Genomic DNA, 19,763 nt, shown 5'->3' with positions numbered 1-19,763 from the left:
AATCAAACATATTCATTGGTGCATCAATTATGGACGGTTTTTTTTAGACATACCCATTTTGTGTAGAAATCCATCATGAACTATGATAATATACTGGTATTAGTACCAAGTGCTAATCCGGAAGGGTGAAACGAGTGAGAGTGCCAAAAAGAGAGAGGCAGCGCCAGCTTGAACTAAGCCTCGAACAAAATCCTTTTCTGACTGACGAAGAATTATCCAAACAATTTAAAGTTAGCGTACAAACAATCCGATTGGATCGATTAGAATGTGGAATTCCAGAATTGCGAAAACGATTGCAAACGGTAGCTGAACGAACGATGGATGAAGAGGTGAAATCTCTTCAATCAGATGAAGTGATCGGTGAAATCATCGATATCGAGCTCGACAAAAGGGCCGTTTCTATATTTGACGTAATGGACGAACATGTTTTTCAAAGAAATGGAATTGCGCGTGGCCATCATTTATTCGCCCAAGCAAATTCATTAGCAGTTGCAGTTCTCAATGATGATCTTGCCTTGACAGTCACCTCGAAACTCCATTTTGTAAAGCCAGTCAAATCGGGTGATCGGGTCATTGCTCGTGCTATTGTGAATAAAGAGCGATCAACTGAAAAAAGGACATTTGTAGATGTTATTTCTACAGTTGAAAATGAAACGGTTTTCACCGGTGAATTCCAGATGTATCAAACTACGAACCAAAGTTGGAGGGAAACATGATGATCATTGCAGTAGATGGGATGGGCGGAGATCATGCACCGGGTGAAATTATTGCAGGCGCACTTCTGAGCCTATCGGAATTTGAAGATATACATATACATATTTATGGAAATGAAGAAAAGATGGCTCCATACTTAAAAGAGCATAATCGCTTAAAAGTAGTTCATTGTACAGAAAGAATCGAAGCGGACGATGAGCCAGTCCGCGCAATTAGACGAAAAAAAGATGCCTCTATGGTAAGGATGGCACAAGCTGTAAAAGACGGTGAAGCCGACGCATGCGTCTCAGCTGGAAATACAGGTGCACTTATGGCGGCGGGTCTTTTCATCGTCGGCCGGATAGAAGGCATCGATCGGCCGGCATTAGCGCCGACCTTGCCTACAATTGACGGACAAGGCTTCGTTTTCTTAGATGTCGGTGCGAACTCAGATGCAAAGGCAAGCCATTTGCAACAATACGCAATTATGGGCAGCATTTATGCGGAAAAGGTGCGCGGTATTCAAAAGCCTCGTGTCGGACTGTTGAACATCGGAACCGAAGAAGGAAAAGGAAATGAATTAACGAAAGCCGCATATGACCTTCTATCGGAAGCTCCGATTCATTTTGTCGGCAACGTTGAATCGAGGGACATATTAAGTGGAGCGGCAGACGTCATTGTAACCGACGGATTTACAGGGAATATGGTGCTGAAGACGATTGAAGGAACAGCATCTGGATTTTTTACGATGTTGAAAGAAGTATACGGAGCTTCTCTGAAGTCGAAAATTTCCGCAGCAATGGTGAAAGATGACCTCAGAGGGTTGAAGAAGAAAATGGATTATACCGAGTACGGTGGAGCTGGACTATTTGGGTTAAATTCACCTGTCATTAAAGCGCACGGCTCTTCAAATGCCAATGCGATTTTTAATGCAATTCGACAAGCGAGGACAATGGTTCAGTTTGACGTATGCGGAACAATTAGAAGTACAGTTGGGAAGGTGGAGGAAGAATGACGAAAATAGCGTTTATTTTCCCGGGACAAGGCTCGCAATCCGTCGGAATGGGAGCGGAGCTTTTCAATGGTAACGGAAATTTCCTAGAACGGGCAGACGATGTTTTACAGTTTAGTTTGAGCCGTTTAATTGCAGAAGGTCCTCAAGAAGAGCTGACATTGACGTATAATGCACAGCCGGCCTTGTTGACAGTCGGTGCAATGATTGCTTCACGACTTGTTGAAGAAGGTATTACACCTGACTATACCGCGGGGCATAGCCTTGGTGAATATACGGCACTCGTTGCTTCTGGTGTTCTATCATTCGAAGACGGTGTGTCAGTCGTCCATCAGCGTGGTCTATATATGAATGAAGCAGTTCCAGCTGGTGAAGGAGCAATGGCTGCTATTCTTGGACTAGATGGTGAAAAGTTGCTAGAAGTGACAGAAGCCATTACAGCAAAAGGGGATCCGGTTCAACCAGCTAACTTGAATTGCCCAGGACAAATTGTTATCTCGGGTACGAAAGCAGGCGTCGAAAAAGCTTGCGTGGAACTTAAAGATGCAGGTGCAAAAAGAGCAATTCCTTTAGATGTGAGCGGACCATTCCACTCATCACTTATGAAGCCCGCAGCGGAACGTCTTCAAAAGACATTGGATGAAGTTGAAATGAAGGATGCTTCAATTCCGGTCGTCGCTAATGTGAACGCGGAAAAGGTTTCCAGCCGAGATGAAATTAAGCAGTTGCTAGTAGAACAATTATATTCTCCAGTGCGATGGGAAGACTCCGTGCGTGAATTGATCGACCTTGGAGTAACACACTTTATCGAATGTGGTCCTGGAAAGGTGCTCAGTGGTCTTGTTAAGAAAATCGATAGATCTGTTACAGTCCTTCCCGTCTATGACGAAGAAACATTGCAAACAGTAATCGATGCTGCGAAAGGGTGGGAACGATGAGTAGATTTAATGAAAAAGCGGCGATTGTCACAGGCGCTTCAAGAGGAATCGGACGCGAGATTGCCATTTTGTTAGGAAAAGAAGGCGCGCGTGTAGCAGTCAACTATAGTGGCAGTAAAGAAAAAGCAGAAGAGGTTGTTGAAATAATTAAACAATCTGGCGGAGAAGCTTTTGCGATTCAAGCAAACGTTTCGGATGCCGATCAAGTGAAGCATATGATTGATGAGACGTTGAAAACGTTCGGTTCAATTGATATGCTCGTAAACAATGCGGGCATTACACGCGATAATTTGTTAATGCGCATGAAGGAAGACGAATGGGATGATGTAATTGACATTAATCTTAAAGGAGTATTCCTCTGTACGAAAGCTGTCACACGTCAAATGATGAAGCAACGCGCAGGGAAGATTGTTAACCTTGCATCGATCGTCGGTGTCATCGGTAATCCGGGACAGGCGAATTATGTCGCTGCGAAAGCCGGTGTAATTGGTTTGACGAAAACGACAGCGAGAGAGCTTGCGACACGGAATATTACTGTAAACGCAGTCGCTCCAGGTTTCATTACAACCGATATGACCGACGCACTCCCTGAGGACGTGAAGGAGCAAATGTTGGCATCCATTCCATTGGGTAAACTAGGAGCTGCAGAAGACGTAGCAGGTGCCGTTGCGTTCCTACTATCTAACGATGCGAACTATATAACAGGACAAACTATACATGTCGATGGTGGCATGGTAATGTAATAACCTGTACATTTTTAGTGTCTAGCTTCAGCGGCCAGGTGCTCGGGTCATAAGCCAGCCCAGCTGTGCGGCAAAAAGCGCCGCTTCGCCGGTCTGTCTTATGCCTGTCGCACCTAAGCAGGCCGCTTACGCTTTTCTTGAAGGGAGGTGAATATGTTGTCAGTACTTGAACGTGTAACGAAAGTTGTAGTCGACCGTCTTGGTGTCGATGAGAGCGAAGTGAAACTTGAAGCTTCTTTCCGTGACGATCTTGGCGCAGACTCTTTGGATGTCGTTGAGCTAGTTATGGAACTTGAAGATGAATTCGATATGGAAATTTCCGATGACGATGCTGAAAAGATCGGAACTGTCGGTGATGCAGTAAAATATATCGAAGAAAAAGTAAATTAATTTTATCTTGATTCAGCAAAAGACTTCAACCTCCATAGGTGGCGGTATGAATGTGATTTTGTTTTCTATTCAGCGGGGGTCCAAGCTCCCGCTGAATCAAGATAAAGCCTCCGGCGGATGTCAGGGATTTTGAATGGAGTTAATTGCGCAAGCGCAATTCAAAATCCCGACGCAATTACGCCGAGGCGTAATTGATTAGGAATCCGAAAAAAATGTGCGGTTTTCCATAATATGCACTTCCATCGAGATGCTTTCACCCATTCTTAGAAACAAAAGGGTGAAAGTGTCTCTTTTCGGTTTTGCATGTATGGCGTTAACAATGTAAAATTAAATGGACTATGAAAGTGAAAGGCAGAATCTTGATGATAAATAAACGGAATGAAAAAAGTAAATACTCTACAGCCCCCCTTCCTGGCGAAGTAAGGAGAAAATTTAAAGACCTACAAGGGCGACTAAACATCTTTTTCAAGGATGAATCACTTCTTTATAATGCGTTTACGCATTCGTCTTATGTGAATGAACATCGGAGAAAAAATTTCACAGATAATGAAAGGCTCGAATTCCTAGGAGATGCCGTTCTAGAGCTTGGTGTTTCCCGATTCCTTTATGCTACAGAACCGAATATGAGTGAAGGCGAGTTGACGAAATTGCGGGCAGCTATCGTTTGTGAGCCGTCGCTTGTCAAATTTTCGAACGAGTTGCAGTTCGGGGAGTTCATATTACTCGGCAAAGGTGAAGAGCAGACTGGTGGAAGATTACGCCCGGCGTTGCTTGCGGACGTTTTTGAAGCGTATATCGGAGCTTTATTTTTAGATCAAGGCATGGAGCCGGTTACTCGATTCCTTGAAAAGGTTGTATTCCCGAAAATCGGGGACGGTGCTTTTTCGCATGTGATGGATTATAAGAGCCGCTTGCAGGAAATCGTGCAACAGACAAATAGCGGCAGCTTGAATTATGAAATTATTGAAGAGAAGGGTCCTGCGCATGCGAAAAAGTTTGTCACCGTCGTTAGATTGGATAATCGTGAACTCGGTACCGGAATCGGTAGGTCAAAAAAAGAAGCCGAGCAGGAAGCGGCCCATCAAGCAATCCAAGTGTTAAAAGGAAATGAGGCCGAAGGGGAGAACTGATTGTGTTTCTGAAAAGAGTTGAAATTATTGGGTTCAAGTCATTTGCCGAACGGATTGGCATCGATTTTGTTCCCGGCGTAACGGCCATCGTTGGTCCGAATGGCAGTGGGAAAAGTAATATAACTGATGCAATCCGTTGGGTGCTTGGCGAACAATCGGCCAAATCACTACGTGGTGCAAAGATGGAAGATGTTATATTTGCAGGCAGTGATTCTCGTAAACCGCTGAATTACGCAGAAGTTACACTGATCCTTGATAATTCAAATGGGCTTTTCCCGCTTGATTACACGGAAATTAGTGTCAGTCGCCGTGTATTCCGTTCAGGTGAAAGTAATTATTTATTGAACGGACAACAATGCCGTTTGAAGGATATTAACGATGTTTTCATGGATTCGGGGTTAGGAAAGGAAGCTTTTTCAATCATATCCCAAGGTCGTGTTGACGAGATTTTGAACAGTCGGCCAGAAGATAGAAGAAGTATTTTTGACGAGGCTGCAGGTGTGTTGAAATATAAAACACGCAAAAGAAAAGCGGAACATAAACTTTTTGAAACTGAGGACAATTTAGATCGTGTGCTTGACATTCTCAAAGAATTGGACACAAGAATCGGGCCGCTTGAAAAGAATGCACAATCAGCAGAAAGACATCAAGTGCTGTCTGCGGAAATTAGGGAAGCGGATGTCCGTCTTTTGAATTATGATGGAGCGAAATTACGTACTGAAATTATTTCGAAATCTGAGCTAATCGAAGAGAAAAGGTTGCAACGTGAGCAATTAGTAGCTGAAATTACTAAAGCTGAACAACAATCGAATGCGTATAAAATGCGTTTAACGCAAGTCGATCAAAATATTGAAGCTCTCCAAAAGCAGTTGGTTGAAATTAGTGCCGAAGCGGAAAGATGGGAAGGCCGCCGTCTATTGTCGCTAGAGAAGCAAAAGAATTCGGAGCAGCATATGAAAAGAATCCAGCAAGAGTTGGTTGATGCCCGAACGGAAAAGGATGAGCTGATTTCCAAGCTGGCTGCTGCAAAAGAGAAGTTTTCGATTACAGGAGCTAGTTTGGAAAAAATCAATTCTGAAATGAACGAAATTGCTAGCATTCTAAAAAGGTCTGCAAAAGAGACTGAAGCTGAAATTGATGAACTGAAATCATCCTATATCGAAATGTTGAATGAAGAAGCGACAATCAGAAATGATTTGAAACATATCGATGAACGGATGCAAGGGGAAAAAACGTCATCGGTACGTATTTCAGAACAAACTTCACTGTTAAAAAGCAAACTTGTAGAGTTGAAGGAAGAGAGGTCAATTCACTCCACTAAACTTTCTTCTTTGCAGGAGAAAATAGAGGATGCAGAAAAGGCGTTCAAGCAATCCGAAAAACTTTACCGTGAGGCACAAGAGGAACTTGCAGTTCAACAGCAGTTTATGCAAAATGCGATGAACAAGCAGTCCGAAATGCAAGGGAGGCTACGTGTCCTTCAAAGTTTGGAAGCGGATTTTTCGGGATTCTATTCAGGTGTTAAAGCTATCCTCGTTGGAGCTAAAGAAGGACGTTTGCATGGTGTGGATGGAGCTGTTGCCGAGCTAATAACAGTGGAGGATCCTCATATTAAGGCTATTGAAACAGCTTTAGGCGGTGCGATGCAGCATATTGTTACTTCGACTGAAGCAGATGCGCGAAATGCAATTGGTTATTTAAAACAAAAGAATGCAGGCCGTGCAACATTTTTGCCGCGTGACGTCATAAAGTCTAGAAAACTTCCAATAGCATCACTTCGTATTGTTGAACAGCATCCTGAATTTATCGGAACGGCTAATCAGCTCGTAAAGACGGATTCCGCCTATTCGGTCATCATTGAAAATCTTCTTGGAATGACGGTCGTCGCGAAGACATTGGCTGGAGCTTCCGCATTAGCAAAGATGCTAGCATATAAATTCCGGATTGTTACACTTGATGGCGATGTCGTTAATGCTGGTGGTTCCCTAACTGGTGGAGGAGCAAAAGGGCAGTCGACGGTATTTTCAAGAAAAGCCGAATTAGAGACATTAACCGCGCAACTTTCAAGAATGTCCACCTCAATTAAATCAGCAACGAGCAAAATTGGCGATTCGAAAATGTCTGTCGCGCAACATATGCATGATACGGATAAATACCGTCAACTATGGGAAAGTGTTCGTCAGGAATCGGGATCTGTTGATTCCATCATTCGGGAGTTAGATATTGAAATTAGAACGATTGAATCTGAAATAGCTGTAGCTGAAAAAGGGATTGTTGGCTCTAACAATATCGGTGCTGAGTTGCAAAGCAGAAAAGCAAAATTGCTTGAACGGCATGAATTGATTAAATCATCATTGGAATCGACTCAAAAAGAAGTTGAAACGCTTGAACGATTAGCTACGAACCGACGAAACGAAGAAGCGGCATTAATGACAAAAAATAGTGAGCTTAGAGAGCAGGCTGCCATCCTACGGGAGCAGAAAGGGCATCAACAGTCGTCAATTGCAGAGATGGAGCAATCTCTAAAACAGCTTGAACAAAAAATATCAGCTTTGGAAACTGACCGAGATCTATACGCTGAGCATGAATTAGGGATCGAACTTTCACCTGAAGATATTGCAGCGCATATTGATCGTGCCGCGACGGAAAAGTCGATGGTCGAACAATCATTATCCGAAAAACGTCACACAAGGATTACGATTGCTGATGAGCTTGAAAAACAGGAAGAACTGTTGAAGCAACTTCGTCTTGACGAAGGGAAAGCTGTTTCCTCTTTGAATGAAATAAATGTCGCAGTGTCTCGTCTTGAAGTGAAATATGAGTCCATTACAAATCGCTTATTGGACGAATATGGACTTTATCCTGACTTTGAATCTGAGAGCGACTTTGACGTAGATGCCACAAGAAATCGGGTCGAGCAGTTGAAAAGCGAAATTGAGATGCTCGGCTCAGTAAACCCGAGTGCAATCGAGGAATTTAAAGAAGTGTCCGAACGCCATGCATTTTTGACCGAGCAACGGAATGACTTGCTAGAAGCGAAAAATACACTCAACGAAGCGATGTCCGAAATGGATCGTGAAATGGAAATGCGTTTCAGTACGACATTTAATGCGGTTCGAAATCGATTCCATACTGTTTTCAAAGAAATGTTCGGTGGCGGGGACGCAGATTTAATCCTTACCGAGCCTAATAACTTACTTGAAACAGGAGTTGAAATCGTAGCGAGACCGCCTGGCAAAAAACTACAAAATCTTAGCCTCCTTTCTGGTGGTGAACGTGCGCTTACGGCAATTACATTGTTGTTCTCAATTATTGAAGTACGTCCTGTTCCGTTTTGCATTTTGGATGAAGTCGAGGCGGCACTCGACGAAGCGAATGTCATCCGGTACAGTAAGTATTTGAAGAAATTCTCGAACAACACCCAATTCATCGTCATCACACACCGGAAAGGGACGATGGAAGGTGCGGATGTCTTGTATGGAATAACGATGCAAGAGTCTGGAGTGTCAAAACTAATTTCTGTGAAACTTTCTGAAGTGCCAGCAGAAGTATTAGGATAAGGATGGCCAATGATATAAAAAGGAGAGAGTCGGATTGTCTTTTTTTAAGAAACTAAAAGAGAAAATTACGGGTACGAACGAAACGGTAACTGAGAAATTTAAGGAAGGTCTTTCGAAGACCCGGGATTCATTCACTTCAAAAGTGAATGATCTTGTTGCTCGTTTCCGTGAAGTCGATGAGGAGTTTTTTGAGGAGCTCGAGGAACTCTTACTACAGGCCGATGTCGGTGTTGAAACAGTGATGGAACTTGTCGATCAATTACGTTGGGAAGTTCAACGAAAAAACATTAAAAGTACTGAAGGTATCCAATCAGTCATCTCCGAGAAGCTTGTTGACATTTATAAAAATGGCGAAGAGCTCGACACGGGTTTAAACTTGCAAGATGATTTATCCGTTATTCTTATGGTGGGTGTCAATGGTGTAGGGAAAACAACGACGATTGGAAAGCTTGCAGCACGTCTTAAAGCCGAAGGGAAGACAGTCATGTTAGCCGCCGGGGATACATTCCGTGCTGGAGCAATTGATCAGCTAGTCGTCTGGGGCGAGCGTGTCGGTGTCGAAGTGATTAGGCAATCGGAAGGGTCAGACCCTGCCGCTGTTATGTATGATGCGATTCGAGCAGCAAAAAGCCGTAAGGTAGATGTGTTAATTTGCGATACAGCCGGCAGATTGCAAAACAAAGTGAACTTGATGAATGAACTTGAGAAAGTCCACCGCGTAATCGGTAGGGAAGTCGAGGGAGCACCGCATGAAGTCCTTCTCGCACTTGATGCAACGACAGGCCAAAATGCATTGGTCCAGGCACAGACATTTAAAGAAGCGACGAATGTTACTGGAATCGTTCTAACGAAACTCGATGGTACGGCAAAGGGTGGTATTGTATTAGCAATCCGCAATAAACTGAACATCCCAGTTAAATTTGTCGGCCTTGGTGAAGGTATGGATGACCTTCAACCATTCGATCCGGAAAAGTACGTCTACGGACTCTTTGCAGAAGGATTAGAAAAAGAAGCAGAAGAATAATCTAGACAAGTAGTTTTACTTGACAGTTCATTTTCGGCATACTAAGATTATCAGAGGGGGCGAAGCGCAATGCTTGAAAAAACGACACGCGTGAACTTTCTCTATGATTTCTATCAGACATTGTTAACCGAAAAACAACGGGTTTACATGCAGCTCTATTACCTCGACGATCTCTCCCTCGGTGAAATAGCCGAAGAATACGGAGTGTCAAGACAAGCTGTCTACGACAATGTCCGAAGAACAGAAGCTATGTTGGAAGACTATGAAAAAAAGCTGAAGCTTTTCTCCAAGTTCCAGAAACGGGTGGAGATTATTGATAAGCTTGAACAGCTTGTGCTCGGGAATGATGAAGCATCCGAAGAAGTACGTATGCTGTTGAATGCATTGAAAGATCATGAATAGGGGGTTCTACGCATGGCATTTGAAGGTTTGGCCCAGCGCCTGCAAGGGACGCTTCAGAAAATAAAAGGTAAAGGTAAGATTAGTGAGGCTGACGTCAAGGAAATGATGCGTGAAGTGCGATTTGCACTTATTGAAGCCGACGTTAACTTGAAAGTCGTAAAAGAATTCGTAAAGACCGTTAGTGAACGGGCTGTCGGTCAAGACGTTATGAAAAGCCTAACCCCTGGCCAACAAGTCGTGAAAATCGTTAAAGATGAATTAACGGACTTAATGGGCGGGGAGCAAAATCCTATCCAATTTGCAAGGAAAGCCCCAACAGTCATTATGATGGTCGGCTTGCAAGGGGCGGGGAAAACGACGACGACAGGCAAGCTCGCAACAGTTCTTCGTAAACGCCATAATAAAAAGCCGCTACTCGTGGCGGCGGATGTCTATCGTCCAGCGGCAATTCAGCAATTAGAAACGCTCGGAAAGCAATTGACGCTGCCCGTCTTTTCATTAGGTACGGATGTCTCTCCGGTTGAAATTGCGCGTCAGGCGATTGCAGAAGCAGAAAAGGAACACCATGACGTCGTCATCATTGATACGGCGGGACGCCTGCATGTCGATGAAAATCTGATGCAGGAATTGAAAGATATACGAGAATTGAGTAAACCTGACGAAGTGTTCCTCGTCGTCGACGCGATGACGGGTCAAGACGCCGTCAACGTAGCAAAATCATTTGACGAAGCAATCGGCATTACGGGAGTTGTCCTGACAAAGCTGGATGGCGACACGCGGGGCGGTGCTGCATTATCGATTCGATCTGTTACTCAGAAGCCGATTAAATTCGTCGGTATGGGCGAAAAGATGGATGCTCTAGAACCATTCCATCCCGAGCGGATGGCTTCCCGAATTTTAGGGATGGGCGACGTCATGTCACTCATTGAAAAGGCGCAGGAAAATGTCGATGAAGAGAAGGCGAAGGAGCTTGAGCAAAAGTTCCGAACACAAACATTCACGCTCGACGACTTTTTAGATCAGCTCCAGCAAGTGAAAAAGATGGGTCCCCTTGATGAAATATTAAAAATGATGCCGGGCTTCAATAAAATTAAAGGGCTTGAAAACGCGCAAGTCGATGAAAGCCAGATGGGGCGAGTTGAAGCGGTCATCCGTTCGATGACAACGGCAGAACGAACAACACCTGAAATCATTAATGCAAGCAGGCGCAAGCGGATTGCAAAGGGATCAGGAACTTCAATTCAAGAAGTGAATCGTCTATTGAAGCAATTCGAGGACATGAAGAAAATGATTAAGCAAATGACGAACATGCAGCAAAAAGGCAAAAAGAAAATGAAAATGCCTGGTTTCGACTCGTTATTCAGGTAAAAACGAGTGATACCAACATAATTTTAAGGTGTTAAGAAAAAACACTTTACAAACATGAAAAACCTTGATAATATACTATCTTGTGTGAAACTATTCGGAGGTGCAAGAAGAAATGTCAGTGAAAATTCGTCTTAAACGTATGGGAGCAAAGAAAACTCCTTTCTATCGTATTGTTGTAGCAGATTCACGTTCACCACGTGATGGCCGTCAAATCGAAACAGTAGGTACTTATAATCCACTTACAAAACCTGCTGAAGTTAAAATCGATGAAGAATTGGCTCTTAAATGGCTTCAAAATGGTGCTAAACCTTCTGATACAGTTCGTAACCTGTTCTCAGAACAAGGCATCATGGAGAAATTCCATAACGCAAAATACGGTAAATAATCAGGTAATCAGGAGGGGTGGACATGAAGCAGCTGATTGAAACGATTGTCAAACCTTTGGTCGATCATCCCGGGGACGTTCAGGTCGACAAAGATGAACAACATCATCGTGTCACTTATAAACTTTCCGTTAATCCCGAGGATATGGGGAAAGTGATCGGAAAGCAGGGGCGTGTCGCAAAAGCGATACGAACTATTGTTTATTCAGCAGCAGGAAGTCGCCACGGTAAGAAAGTTTACCTTGATATCATTGATTGAAAAACAGGGTTTCAGGATTAGTCTTAGTGCTTGTCCGGGAAATCAGTATGAAAAAGGAGGGAGCTTATGTTCCTTCCTTTTTTGTCTACTTAAGGAATGCATCTAAGTCCCTAATGAAAAGGAAGGTGTATTATATGCAATGGTTCAACGTTGGAAAAATTGTTAACACACATGGAATAAACGGAGAGGTGCGTGTCATCTCGCGTACCGATTTTCCGGATGAAAGATATGCTGTTGGTAGCGAACTCTCATTATTCATGCCGAATGAAAAGAAACCGATTAAGCTGATTGTATCGAGTCATCGACGACACAAGAACTTCGATCTTCTTACCTTTGAAGGACATATCAATATCAATGATGTTGAAAAATATCGGGACGGCTTATTAAAAGTTTCTGAAAAGCAGCTTGGTGATTTAGAAGAGGGAGAATTCTACTATCATGAAATCATCGGTTGTGTTGTTTATACAGATGATGGGGAAGAACTTGGAGAAGTTACGGATATACTTGCAACCGGGGCTAATGATGTATGGACAGTTACACCGAAATCCGGAAAGCCTCATTATATCCCTTATATCGATGATGTCGTTAAAGAAATTGATATTGAGAAGAAGCAAATTATTATCGAGCCGATGGAAGGGCTGCTTTCATGATGAAAATAGATGTCCTCTCACTGTTTCCTGAAATGTTCGAAGGGGTTCTCCACTCTTCCATTATGAAGAAGGCACAGGAAAATGAAGCAGTTTCGTTCAATGTGACCGACTTCAGGGACTTCTCCGGCAACAAGCACCATAAAGTGGACGACTATCCTTATGGAGGCGGAGCGGGGATGGTATTAAAACCTGAACCTCTATTTGCAGCGGTGGAATCACTCGCCCTTGATGAATCGAAAAAGCCACGCGTCATTCTAATGTGTCCTCAAGGTGCGAGATTCAATCAGCAGAAGGCTGAAGAGCTTTCCAAGGAGGAACACCTAGTTTTCCTTTGCGGACATTACGAAGGCTATGACGAACGCATTCGTGAGCATCTCGTCACCGACGAAATATCACTTGGCGATTTTGTGCTGACGGGGGGAGAGATTGCATCCATGGCAATCATCGACAGCGTCGTCAGACTCTTGCCGAATGTGTTGGGTAATACCGATTCCCCAGTTCATGATTCCTTCTCAACAGGTCTTCTCGAACATCCACAATATACAAGGCCGGCGGATTTCAACGGCATGAAAGTTCCGGATGTCCTGTTATCAGGAAACCACGCCGAAATCGAAAAATGGCGCCAAGAACAATCATTAAGACGTACATTCGAACGTAGAAGAGACCTGTTGGCTGACGCTCCATTAACTGACCATCAACAGAAGGTATTGAAACAGTTAATTGAAGAAGAAACTGATTAATAGGCAGTTCCGTTGATTGTAGCGAAAGGCGGCGACTCCTGGGGGATAAGCGGGACAGGTGAGACCCCGCAACGAAGCGAAGCGAAGTGAGGAGGCTCACCGCCCGCCCCCCGGAAAGCGTCCGCCTGTAGCGGAAATCAACCTTTAGGACTTGCACTCAGCGGTTCATTATGATACTATCTACTATGTGCTTCCATGAGAAGTGCATACTGACTGGTGTTCCGCTGCAAAGGAAAGAAATGCAAGAGCATCTGTGGATAAGGAGAGAAAAACATGCAAAACATTATTGCAGAAGTAACAAAAGACCAACTTCGTTCAGACCATCCTGAATTCCGTCCTGGGGACACTGTCCGCTTGCACGTGAAAATCGTAGAGGGCACGCGCGAGCGTATCCAAATCTTCGAAGGTGTTGTCATTAAGCGTCGTGGAGGCGGAATCAGTGAAACTTTCACAGTCCGTAAAATCTCTAACGGTGTAGGTGTTGAACGTACATTCCCTGTACACACACCGAAAATCGCAAAACTTGAAGTTACTCGTCGCGGTAAAGTGCGTCGTGCGAAATTGTACTACCTTCGCAACCTTCGCGGAAAAGCTGCACGTATCAAAGAAATTCGATAAAATCCAAACAGCGGAGACAAAATCTCCGCTGTTTCTTATTCAAAAAGAGGAGGCCGAAAGACGGTCTCCTTTCTTTTTGCCTCCATAATGAATAGACTGTACAATAGGGATAGTGACTTGGCAGGAGGCTTTGTAATGAACGAAGAAAAGAAGAAAAATGAAACTTGGGAATGGATCAAAGCGCTTTTAATTGCGTTTGGACTGGCAGCAATCATTCGGATATTTTTATTCACACCAATTGTTGTGGATGGCATTTCAATGATGCCAACGCTTGAACACGGCGATAAAATGATCGTCAATAAAATTGGCTATACACTTGGGAAACCCGACCGATTTGATATCGTTGTCTTCCATGCACCTGAAAAGAAGGATTACATTAAAAGGGTCATCGGCCTTCCGGGGGATAAAGTAGAATATAAGGACGATGTTTTATACATTAACGATCAACCTTATGATGAACCGTACCTCGACCAATACAAAGCCGAAATTTTAGAAGGAACGTTGACTGAGGATTTCACGTTAGAAGAAAAAATAGGAATCCAGACAGTTCCCGAAGGCTATGTGTTTGTAATGGGAGACAATCGTCGAAAAAGTAAAGATTCGAGACATATCGGCGCTGTGCCGATTGATGAAATTATAGGAAGTACTAAATTTATTTTCTGGCCGATTAAAGATTTCGGCTTGGTGGACTGAGAAAGGTGATGAAATCAATGACCATTCAATGGTTTCCGGGCCATATGGCCAAAGCAAGACGTGAAGTGACGGAACAATTGAAGCTTGTCGATATCGTATTTGAATTGATTGACGCTCGATTGCCACTATCATCAAGAAATCCGATGATCGATGAAGTCATCCAACAAAAGCCGAGGTTACTCATTTTAAATAAGATGGATCTCGCTGACGAGAAGGAAACGGCCCGCTGGATCAATCATTTTGAATCAGAAGGAATCCGAGCAGTCGCTATCAACTCGTTCGAAGGAAAAGGATTGCAAACTGTAACAAAAGCAGCAAAGGAAATATTGGCTCCGAAAATTGAGCGTATGAAAAAGAGAGGAATCCGTCCAGGTGCAATTCGTGCCATGATTGTCGGAATTCCAAACGTCGGGAAATCGACATTAATCAATCGACTCGCAAAGAAAAACATCGCGAAGACAGGCAACAAGCCTGGTGTCACAAAAGCGCAGCAATGGATAAAATTCGAGAAAGAGCTAGAATTACTCGATACGCCAGGAATCCTTTGGCCGAAATTTGAAGACCAGGCTGTCGGGTATAAGCTTGCATTAACAGGCGCAATTAAAGATACAATCGTCAACATGGAAAATTTAGCAGTTTACGGACTCCGTTTTCTAGAAGAGTATTATCCGGAACGACTTGAAAAAAGATACGGTATTACTGCTGTTGGCGAGGATGTTCAAAAGGTATTCGATATAATTGGTGAGTCGCGAAAGTCGTATACACAAGGCGGCGAAATCGATTATGACAAAGTTGCTGAATTGATTATTCAAGACATCCGTAGTGAGTTGCTTGGCAAACTTACTTTTGATTTCGTTTCTGATCAATCCAAACAGGCCGATAACGTCGCGGAATAAAACCGTGACGATCGGCCTTTTCTTATTCAAACAATAAATTGCTGCATATTATCCGATATAAATAGAAGTCATAAAAAGGTGTTATCCATGATAGAGGGGAAAAAATGAAAACGATAAAAGAAATTTCTAAACTACTGCAACAAACTACACATCCTGAACAATGGATGACAAAGCTAGAAGATGACCATCGTGCAGGCGTCAAAAAAGAACTCCAAAAATGGTATCGCAATTACGAGAAAAAACAACAACTGGAACAAATGTTACAAGAGAAAATCGATTTTGATGCAAGTTATAAAACATTTTCAGGGGCACTCGTCGCAGGCGTTGATGAAGCTGGTAGAGGGCCGCTAGCAGGGCCTGTCGTCTGTGCTGCCGTCATATTGCCCGATGAAGCGCCGCAATTGCTTGGGCTAAATGATTCAAAAAAACTATCACTCCTAGAAAGAGACCGATTATCCACGATTATTAAAGAAATTGCAATCAGTTATTCAGTACATATTCAATCAGCAGAAAGAATTGATCAACTCAATATCTTTGCAGCGACACGTGAATCGATGGAAATTGCAGTAAACAATTTAAACGTCAAGCCTAATGTCGTCTTAGTAGATGCCATGAAGTTGCAAGTCGATTGCGAGACAGAGTCCATTATTAAAGGAGACGCCCAAAGTTTAGCAATAGCGGCTGCCTCCATACTTGCCAAAACGACGAGAGATCAATTAATGGACCGACTCCATGAAGAGTTCCCGATGTATAATTTCAAAAAGAACGTCGGATACGGTACAGAGGAGCATGTCAATGCACTTCATTTATATGGGCCGTGCAAGCACCATAGAAAGACGTTTGAACCTATCAAAACGATTTTGGAAGGAAGGTAACCTCGGATGAACTATCCGTCTATTTCTCGGTTGAGCAATGAGTCCATATCGACATCCCGATCGCCTTTAACGTTGCGGGAAGGCCAAATGTTTCGTGGGCAAATTAGACAGCTTTTTCCGGGCCAGATGGCAGAAGTGCAAATAGGCGATCATACATTGATAGCTAAACTGGAAGTACCGTTGAAGGGCGGTGACGCATACTACTTTCAAGTGCAAACGGTTAATCCGGAACTGCAAATTAAAGTCGTTACAGGCCCTTTGCAGACAACTGAAGGACCGTTAGGACAACTGTCAAATTTGATGGAGTCGATGCAACTTCCGAAGTCTCCTGAGATGCATAGTATCCTAAGCTATTTTTTAAAACAGAAACTTCCTATTATCAAGGAAAATCTTCTGGACGCAGTAGCTCTTATAAAAACTGTGCAACTAGCGTTACGAAACGATGCGTTAAACACCATTCAGAAATTGGTGGAGTTGAAATTGCCGCTCAACCAAATCCATTTTAACTCGCTGTTAGGTGTGGAGACGAAGGAAGGTTTCCACGACATCTTACATACTTTGCGAACAGCACTTATCCGGGATGTAGGCGTTGAAGCACAATTGAAGGAAACGATCCTCTCGACGTTGGGAGAGGTGAACAAACTAACAGCTTCCGCCGTAGATAGGGCGTTGGTAAGTAGTGCAATATTAAAGTTGCTAGACGAAACCGCACCCCGGGAGGAGCGGTTCCAAGTATTGCAACTTCTGAAGAATTCGGGGATTATGTCGCAGAGTGCAACACTCGCCAATTTATCAAGTTTAATCGATACGACAGTAAGGGAACAAGTGGCGGGGGCACAAATGAAAAAAGCAATCCAAAACGACCCTGTCCTACAACAGAGTCAAAAATTGCAGCTCATTGGCTTACTCGAAGAATTAGAAAACAACCGAATGACCGAAACGAGAAGTGTTCTTGCTGGAGAACAAACAGGAAAAAAAATCATGCGAGCAGTAGCTGGGCATATCCAATCATCACCATTTCGTATGAACAATTCATCATCTTTCATTAACTTGTTAATTCCGGCTAATGCTTCTTTAAAACTGCCTGAACTTTACAGAACAATAGAGCAATCCTCGGTGCCAATAGCTAAGGAACTAATCCGAAATGCCCAATTCGTAGTTGAACAAGCGATTGACGGCAAGATGATAAAAGATGTGATGCAAAGTCTTTTTAAATCCCTTGGTTTCAATTATGAAGCAGGATTGATGCATAAGAATGTAGACATCAGTACGACGATGGACATGCTGAAACCTCAATTAGTTGGTCTGTTACATGACAGTTCAGTTTCGCAACAATTGCGTGACGCGGCGGAAGTTACTATTAACAGAATGAACGGCACAATTTTGCAGTCAGCTGACTTAGGAATGAACAAGCAAATTGTTATGCAACTACCTCTTGAATTCCTCGGAAAACGGATCGACGCAACGATACAATGGAATGGAAGGAAGGACGCGGATGGTAAAATTGATGCAGACTTCGCAAGAATCCTGTTTTATTTAGAATTGGAATCAATTAAAAAAACGGTTGTTGATATGCAAGTTCAAAACCGGGTCGTTGCAGTAACAATTTTCAATCAAGACGACCATTTGAGAGAGATTGGCAATCTTCTACAGGGCAAATTGAGAGATGGACTCGAATCAGTGAATTATCGACTGTCCGGAGTCACTTTTAAACATTTTGAAGAAGAGGAGAAAAGAGAAACAAAAATTCGGAAAGCAATGATGACGGAAAATAGGGGAGTTGATTTTCGAATATGACAGGTCCAAAACATACTCGTAAAGAAGCGATTGCGCTGTCCTATGATCCAACTGTCGGAGACGCTCCGAAAGTTGTCGCAAAAGGAAAAGGGAAAATTGCGGAAAACATTGTAAGCAAAGCGGAGGAACATAGTATTCCGATACAGGAAGATGCGACATTGATCGAACTTCTAGGACAGATTGATGTGGACGAAACGATTCCAGAACCGTTATACGAAGCTGTTGCAGAGGTGTTTGCATTTATTTATCACATAGACAGAGAGCACGGTTCTCGATTATCGGAAGAATAATAGAGTAAAATGACGAAAAATATTAAAAAATGATTATATGGCAACGACAATTGTGGACATTATTTGACATCTTTACTACAATGGATACGGCAGTAAATTATAAGCTACTAGTTCGATTGGAGGATGTAAGATGAATATCCATGAATATCAAGGAAAGCAGCTGCTAAGAAATTATGGCGTTGCTGTGTCAAACGGTCGGGTAGCTTTTTCTCCCGATGAAGCTGTAAAAGCAGCAAAAGAACTCGGTACTGACGTCATTGTCGTCAAAGCGCAGATCCATGCGGGCGGGCGTGGTAAAGCGGGCGGTGTTAAAATCGCTAAAAACATAGACGAGGTGCGTGAGTATGCAAAAGAGCTTCTTGGCAAAACCCTTGTAACCCATCAAACAGGCCCAGAAGGAAAAGAAGTAAAACGCCTTCTCATTGAAGAAGGATCCGATATTAAAAAAGAATATTATATAGGCCTTGTCGTCGACACTGCTACAGATCGCGTTACGCTAATGGGATCTGAAGAAGGTGGAGTGGACATCGAGGAAGTCGCTGAACAGACGCCTGAAAAGATTTTCAAAGAAATCATCGACCCAGTTGTCGGTCTAACAGGCTTCCAGGCACGCCGAATGGCATTTAACATGAACATCCCTACGCATCTTGTAAATAAAGCCGCGAAATTCATGCTAGGACTCTATCAAGTGTTTGTCGAAAAAGACGCATCAATCGTTGAAATCAATCCACTAGTCGTAACAGCAAATGACGACGTGTTAGCATTGGATGCAAAATTCAACTTCGATGCCAACGCACTCTATCGTCATAAAGATATCGTGGAATTACGCGATTTCGATGAAGAGGATCCGAAGGAAATAGAAGCGTCAAAATATGACCTTAGCTATATATCACTAGATGGTAACATCGGGTGTATGGTGAACGGTGCAGGTCTTGCGATGGCTACGATGGACACAATCAATTATTATGGTGGATCACCAGCTAACTTCCTAGACGTTGGGGGTGGCGCTACAGCTGAAAAAGTTACAGAAGCATTCAAAATTATCCTCTCTGACGAACAAGTCAAAGGAATTTTTGTCAATATTTTCGGCGGTATTATGAAGTGTGACATTATCGCAGAAGGTGTCATTACGGCTGCGAAAGAAGTGGGCCTTGAAGTGCCGCTTGTTGTACGTTTGGAAGGTACAAACGTTGACAAAGGTAAAGCGCTATTGAATGAATCGGGGTTAAATATCATCGCTGCTGACACAATGGCGGACGGTGCACAAAAGATTGTTGAACTCGTAGGCTAAGAAAGGCAGGG

21 protein-coding genes are annotated in these 19,763 nt (G+C 43.2%); all 21 read left to right on the top strand.

Annotated features, from left to right (window positions below):
- Positions 1 to 134: 134 nt before the first annotated feature.
- The 21 genes from fapR (at position 135) to sucC (ending at position 19,752) form a co-directional block, all read left to right on the top strand.
- Positions 135 to 716: a transcription factor FapR gene (fapR, locus tag QM454_RS15175; RefSeq protein WP_432359400.1), complete on the top strand. Its 582-nt coding sequence runs from the start codon at positions 135 to 137 to the stop codon at positions 714 to 716.
- Entirely contained in the window at positions 716 to 1,708 is a 993-nt protein-coding gene (gene plsX / locus QM454_RS15170; protein WP_432359398.1) for a phosphate acyltransferase PlsX, read from the top strand. The genes fapR and plsX overlap by 1 nt, the downstream gene beginning before the upstream one ends.
- A complete protein-coding gene (fabD, locus tag QM454_RS15165) occupies positions 1,705 to 2,643 on the top strand; it encodes an ACP S-malonyltransferase (RefSeq protein ID WP_432359396.1) in 939 nt (312 codons plus the stop codon). The genes plsX and fabD overlap by 4 nt, the downstream gene beginning before the upstream one ends.
- A complete protein-coding gene (gene fabG, locus QM454_RS15160) occupies positions 2,640 to 3,386 on the top strand; it encodes a 3-oxoacyl-[acyl-carrier-protein] reductase (protein ID WP_432359394.1) in 747 nt (248 codons plus the stop codon). Before fabD ends, fabG begins: the two co-directional genes overlap by 4 nt.
- A 153-nt stretch (positions 3,387 to 3,539) precedes the next feature.
- On the top strand, positions 3,540 to 3,776 hold the full coding sequence (locus tag QM454_RS15155; protein WP_432359392.1) for an acyl carrier protein: 237 nt from the start codon (positions 3,540 to 3,542) through the stop codon (positions 3,774 to 3,776).
- A 362-nt stretch (positions 3,777 to 4,138) separates the two neighbouring features.
- The gene (rnc, locus tag QM454_RS15150; RefSeq protein WP_432359390.1) at positions 4,139 to 4,906 is read left to right on the top strand and encodes a ribonuclease III; all 768 of its coding nucleotides are present in this window, start codon (positions 4,139 to 4,141) and stop codon (positions 4,904 to 4,906) included.
- A 2-nt stretch (positions 4,907 to 4,908) separates the two neighbouring features.
- Positions 4,909 to 8,466 carry a chromosome segregation protein SMC gene (gene smc / locus QM454_RS15145; protein WP_432359389.1) on the top strand — a complete coding sequence of 1,186 codons (3,558 nt, stop codon included), beginning with the start codon at positions 4,909 to 4,911 and terminating at the stop codon, positions 8,464 to 8,466.
- Positions 8,467 to 8,500: 34 nt separating this feature from the next.
- The gene (gene ftsY, locus QM454_RS15140; protein WP_432359387.1) at positions 8,501 to 9,490 is read left to right on the top strand and encodes a signal recognition particle-docking protein FtsY; all 990 of its coding nucleotides are present in this window, start codon (positions 8,501 to 8,503) and stop codon (positions 9,488 to 9,490) included.
- 69 nt (positions 9,491 to 9,559) lie between these two features.
- Positions 9,560 to 9,892, top strand: coding sequence for a putative DNA-binding protein (locus tag QM454_RS15135; RefSeq protein WP_432359385.1), 333 nt, complete (start codon positions 9,560 to 9,562; stop codon positions 9,890 to 9,892).
- Positions 9,893 to 9,904: 12 nt separating this feature from the next.
- The gene (ffh, locus tag QM454_RS15130; protein ID WP_432359383.1) at positions 9,905 to 11,260 is read left to right on the top strand and encodes a signal recognition particle protein; all 1,356 of its coding nucleotides are present in this window, start codon (positions 9,905 to 9,907) and stop codon (positions 11,258 to 11,260) included.
- Positions 11,261 to 11,372: 112 nt separating this feature from the next.
- Positions 11,373 to 11,645, top strand: a complete 273-nt coding sequence (rpsP, locus tag QM454_RS15125; RefSeq protein WP_060209070.1) for a 30S ribosomal protein S16 — start codon at positions 11,373 to 11,375, stop codon at positions 11,643 to 11,645.
- Positions 11,646 to 11,668: 23 nt separating this feature from the next.
- On the top strand, positions 11,669 to 11,902 hold the full coding sequence (locus tag QM454_RS15120) for a KH domain-containing protein (RefSeq protein ID WP_432359381.1): 234 nt from the start codon (positions 11,669 to 11,671) through the stop codon (positions 11,900 to 11,902).
- Between the two features lie 134 nt (positions 11,903 to 12,036).
- On the top strand, positions 12,037 to 12,552 hold the full coding sequence (rimM, locus tag QM454_RS15115) for a ribosome maturation factor RimM (RefSeq protein WP_432359379.1): 516 nt from the start codon (positions 12,037 to 12,039) through the stop codon (positions 12,550 to 12,552).
- Entirely contained in the window at positions 12,552 to 13,292 is a 741-nt protein-coding gene (gene trmD, locus QM454_RS15110) for a tRNA (guanosine(37)-N1)-methyltransferase TrmD (protein WP_432364047.1), read from the top strand. Before rimM ends, trmD begins: the two co-directional genes overlap by 1 nt.
- Positions 13,293 to 13,565: 273 nt before the next feature.
- Positions 13,566 to 13,910, top strand: coding sequence for a 50S ribosomal protein L19 (gene rplS, locus QM454_RS15105; RefSeq protein WP_432359377.1), 345 nt, complete (start codon positions 13,566 to 13,568; stop codon positions 13,908 to 13,910).
- Positions 13,911 to 14,045: 135 nt separating this feature from the next.
- The gene (lepB, locus tag QM454_RS15100; protein WP_432359375.1) at positions 14,046 to 14,603 is read left to right on the top strand and encodes a signal peptidase I; all 558 of its coding nucleotides are present in this window, start codon (positions 14,046 to 14,048) and stop codon (positions 14,601 to 14,603) included.
- 17 nt (positions 14,604 to 14,620) lie between these two features.
- A complete protein-coding gene (gene ylqF / locus QM454_RS15095) occupies positions 14,621 to 15,499 on the top strand; it encodes a ribosome biogenesis GTPase YlqF (protein WP_432359373.1) in 879 nt (292 codons plus the stop codon).
- Positions 15,500 to 15,603: 104 nt separating this feature from the next.
- Positions 15,604 to 16,374 (top strand): ribonuclease HII, encoded by a 771-nt coding sequence (locus QM454_RS15090; protein WP_432359371.1) that lies wholly within the window; start codon positions 15,604 to 15,606, stop codon positions 16,372 to 16,374.
- Positions 16,375 to 16,461: 87 nt separating this feature from the next.
- A complete protein-coding gene (locus QM454_RS15085) occupies positions 16,462 to 18,171 on the top strand; it encodes a hypothetical protein (protein WP_432359369.1) in 1,710 nt (569 codons plus the stop codon).
- Positions 18,168 to 18,461: an EscU/YscU/HrcU family type III secretion system export apparatus switch protein gene (locus QM454_RS15080; RefSeq protein ID WP_432359367.1), complete on the top strand. Its 294-nt coding sequence runs from the start codon at positions 18,168 to 18,170 to the stop codon at positions 18,459 to 18,461. Before QM454_RS15085 ends, QM454_RS15080 begins: the two co-directional genes overlap by 4 nt.
- Positions 18,462 to 18,591: 130 nt before the next feature.
- Positions 18,592 to 19,752, top strand: a complete 1,161-nt coding sequence (sucC, locus tag QM454_RS15075) for an ADP-forming succinate--CoA ligase subunit beta (RefSeq protein WP_432359365.1) — start codon at positions 18,592 to 18,594, stop codon at positions 19,750 to 19,752.
- Positions 19,753 to 19,763 lie beyond the last annotated feature (11 nt).

This window comes from Sporosarcina sp. UB5 (genome assembly GCF_050859005.1).
In the GTDB taxonomy this organism is placed as follows: Bacteria; Bacillota; Bacilli; order Bacillales_A; family Planococcaceae; genus Sporosarcina.
This window is presented reverse-complemented; position numbering and strand designations above follow the sequence as displayed.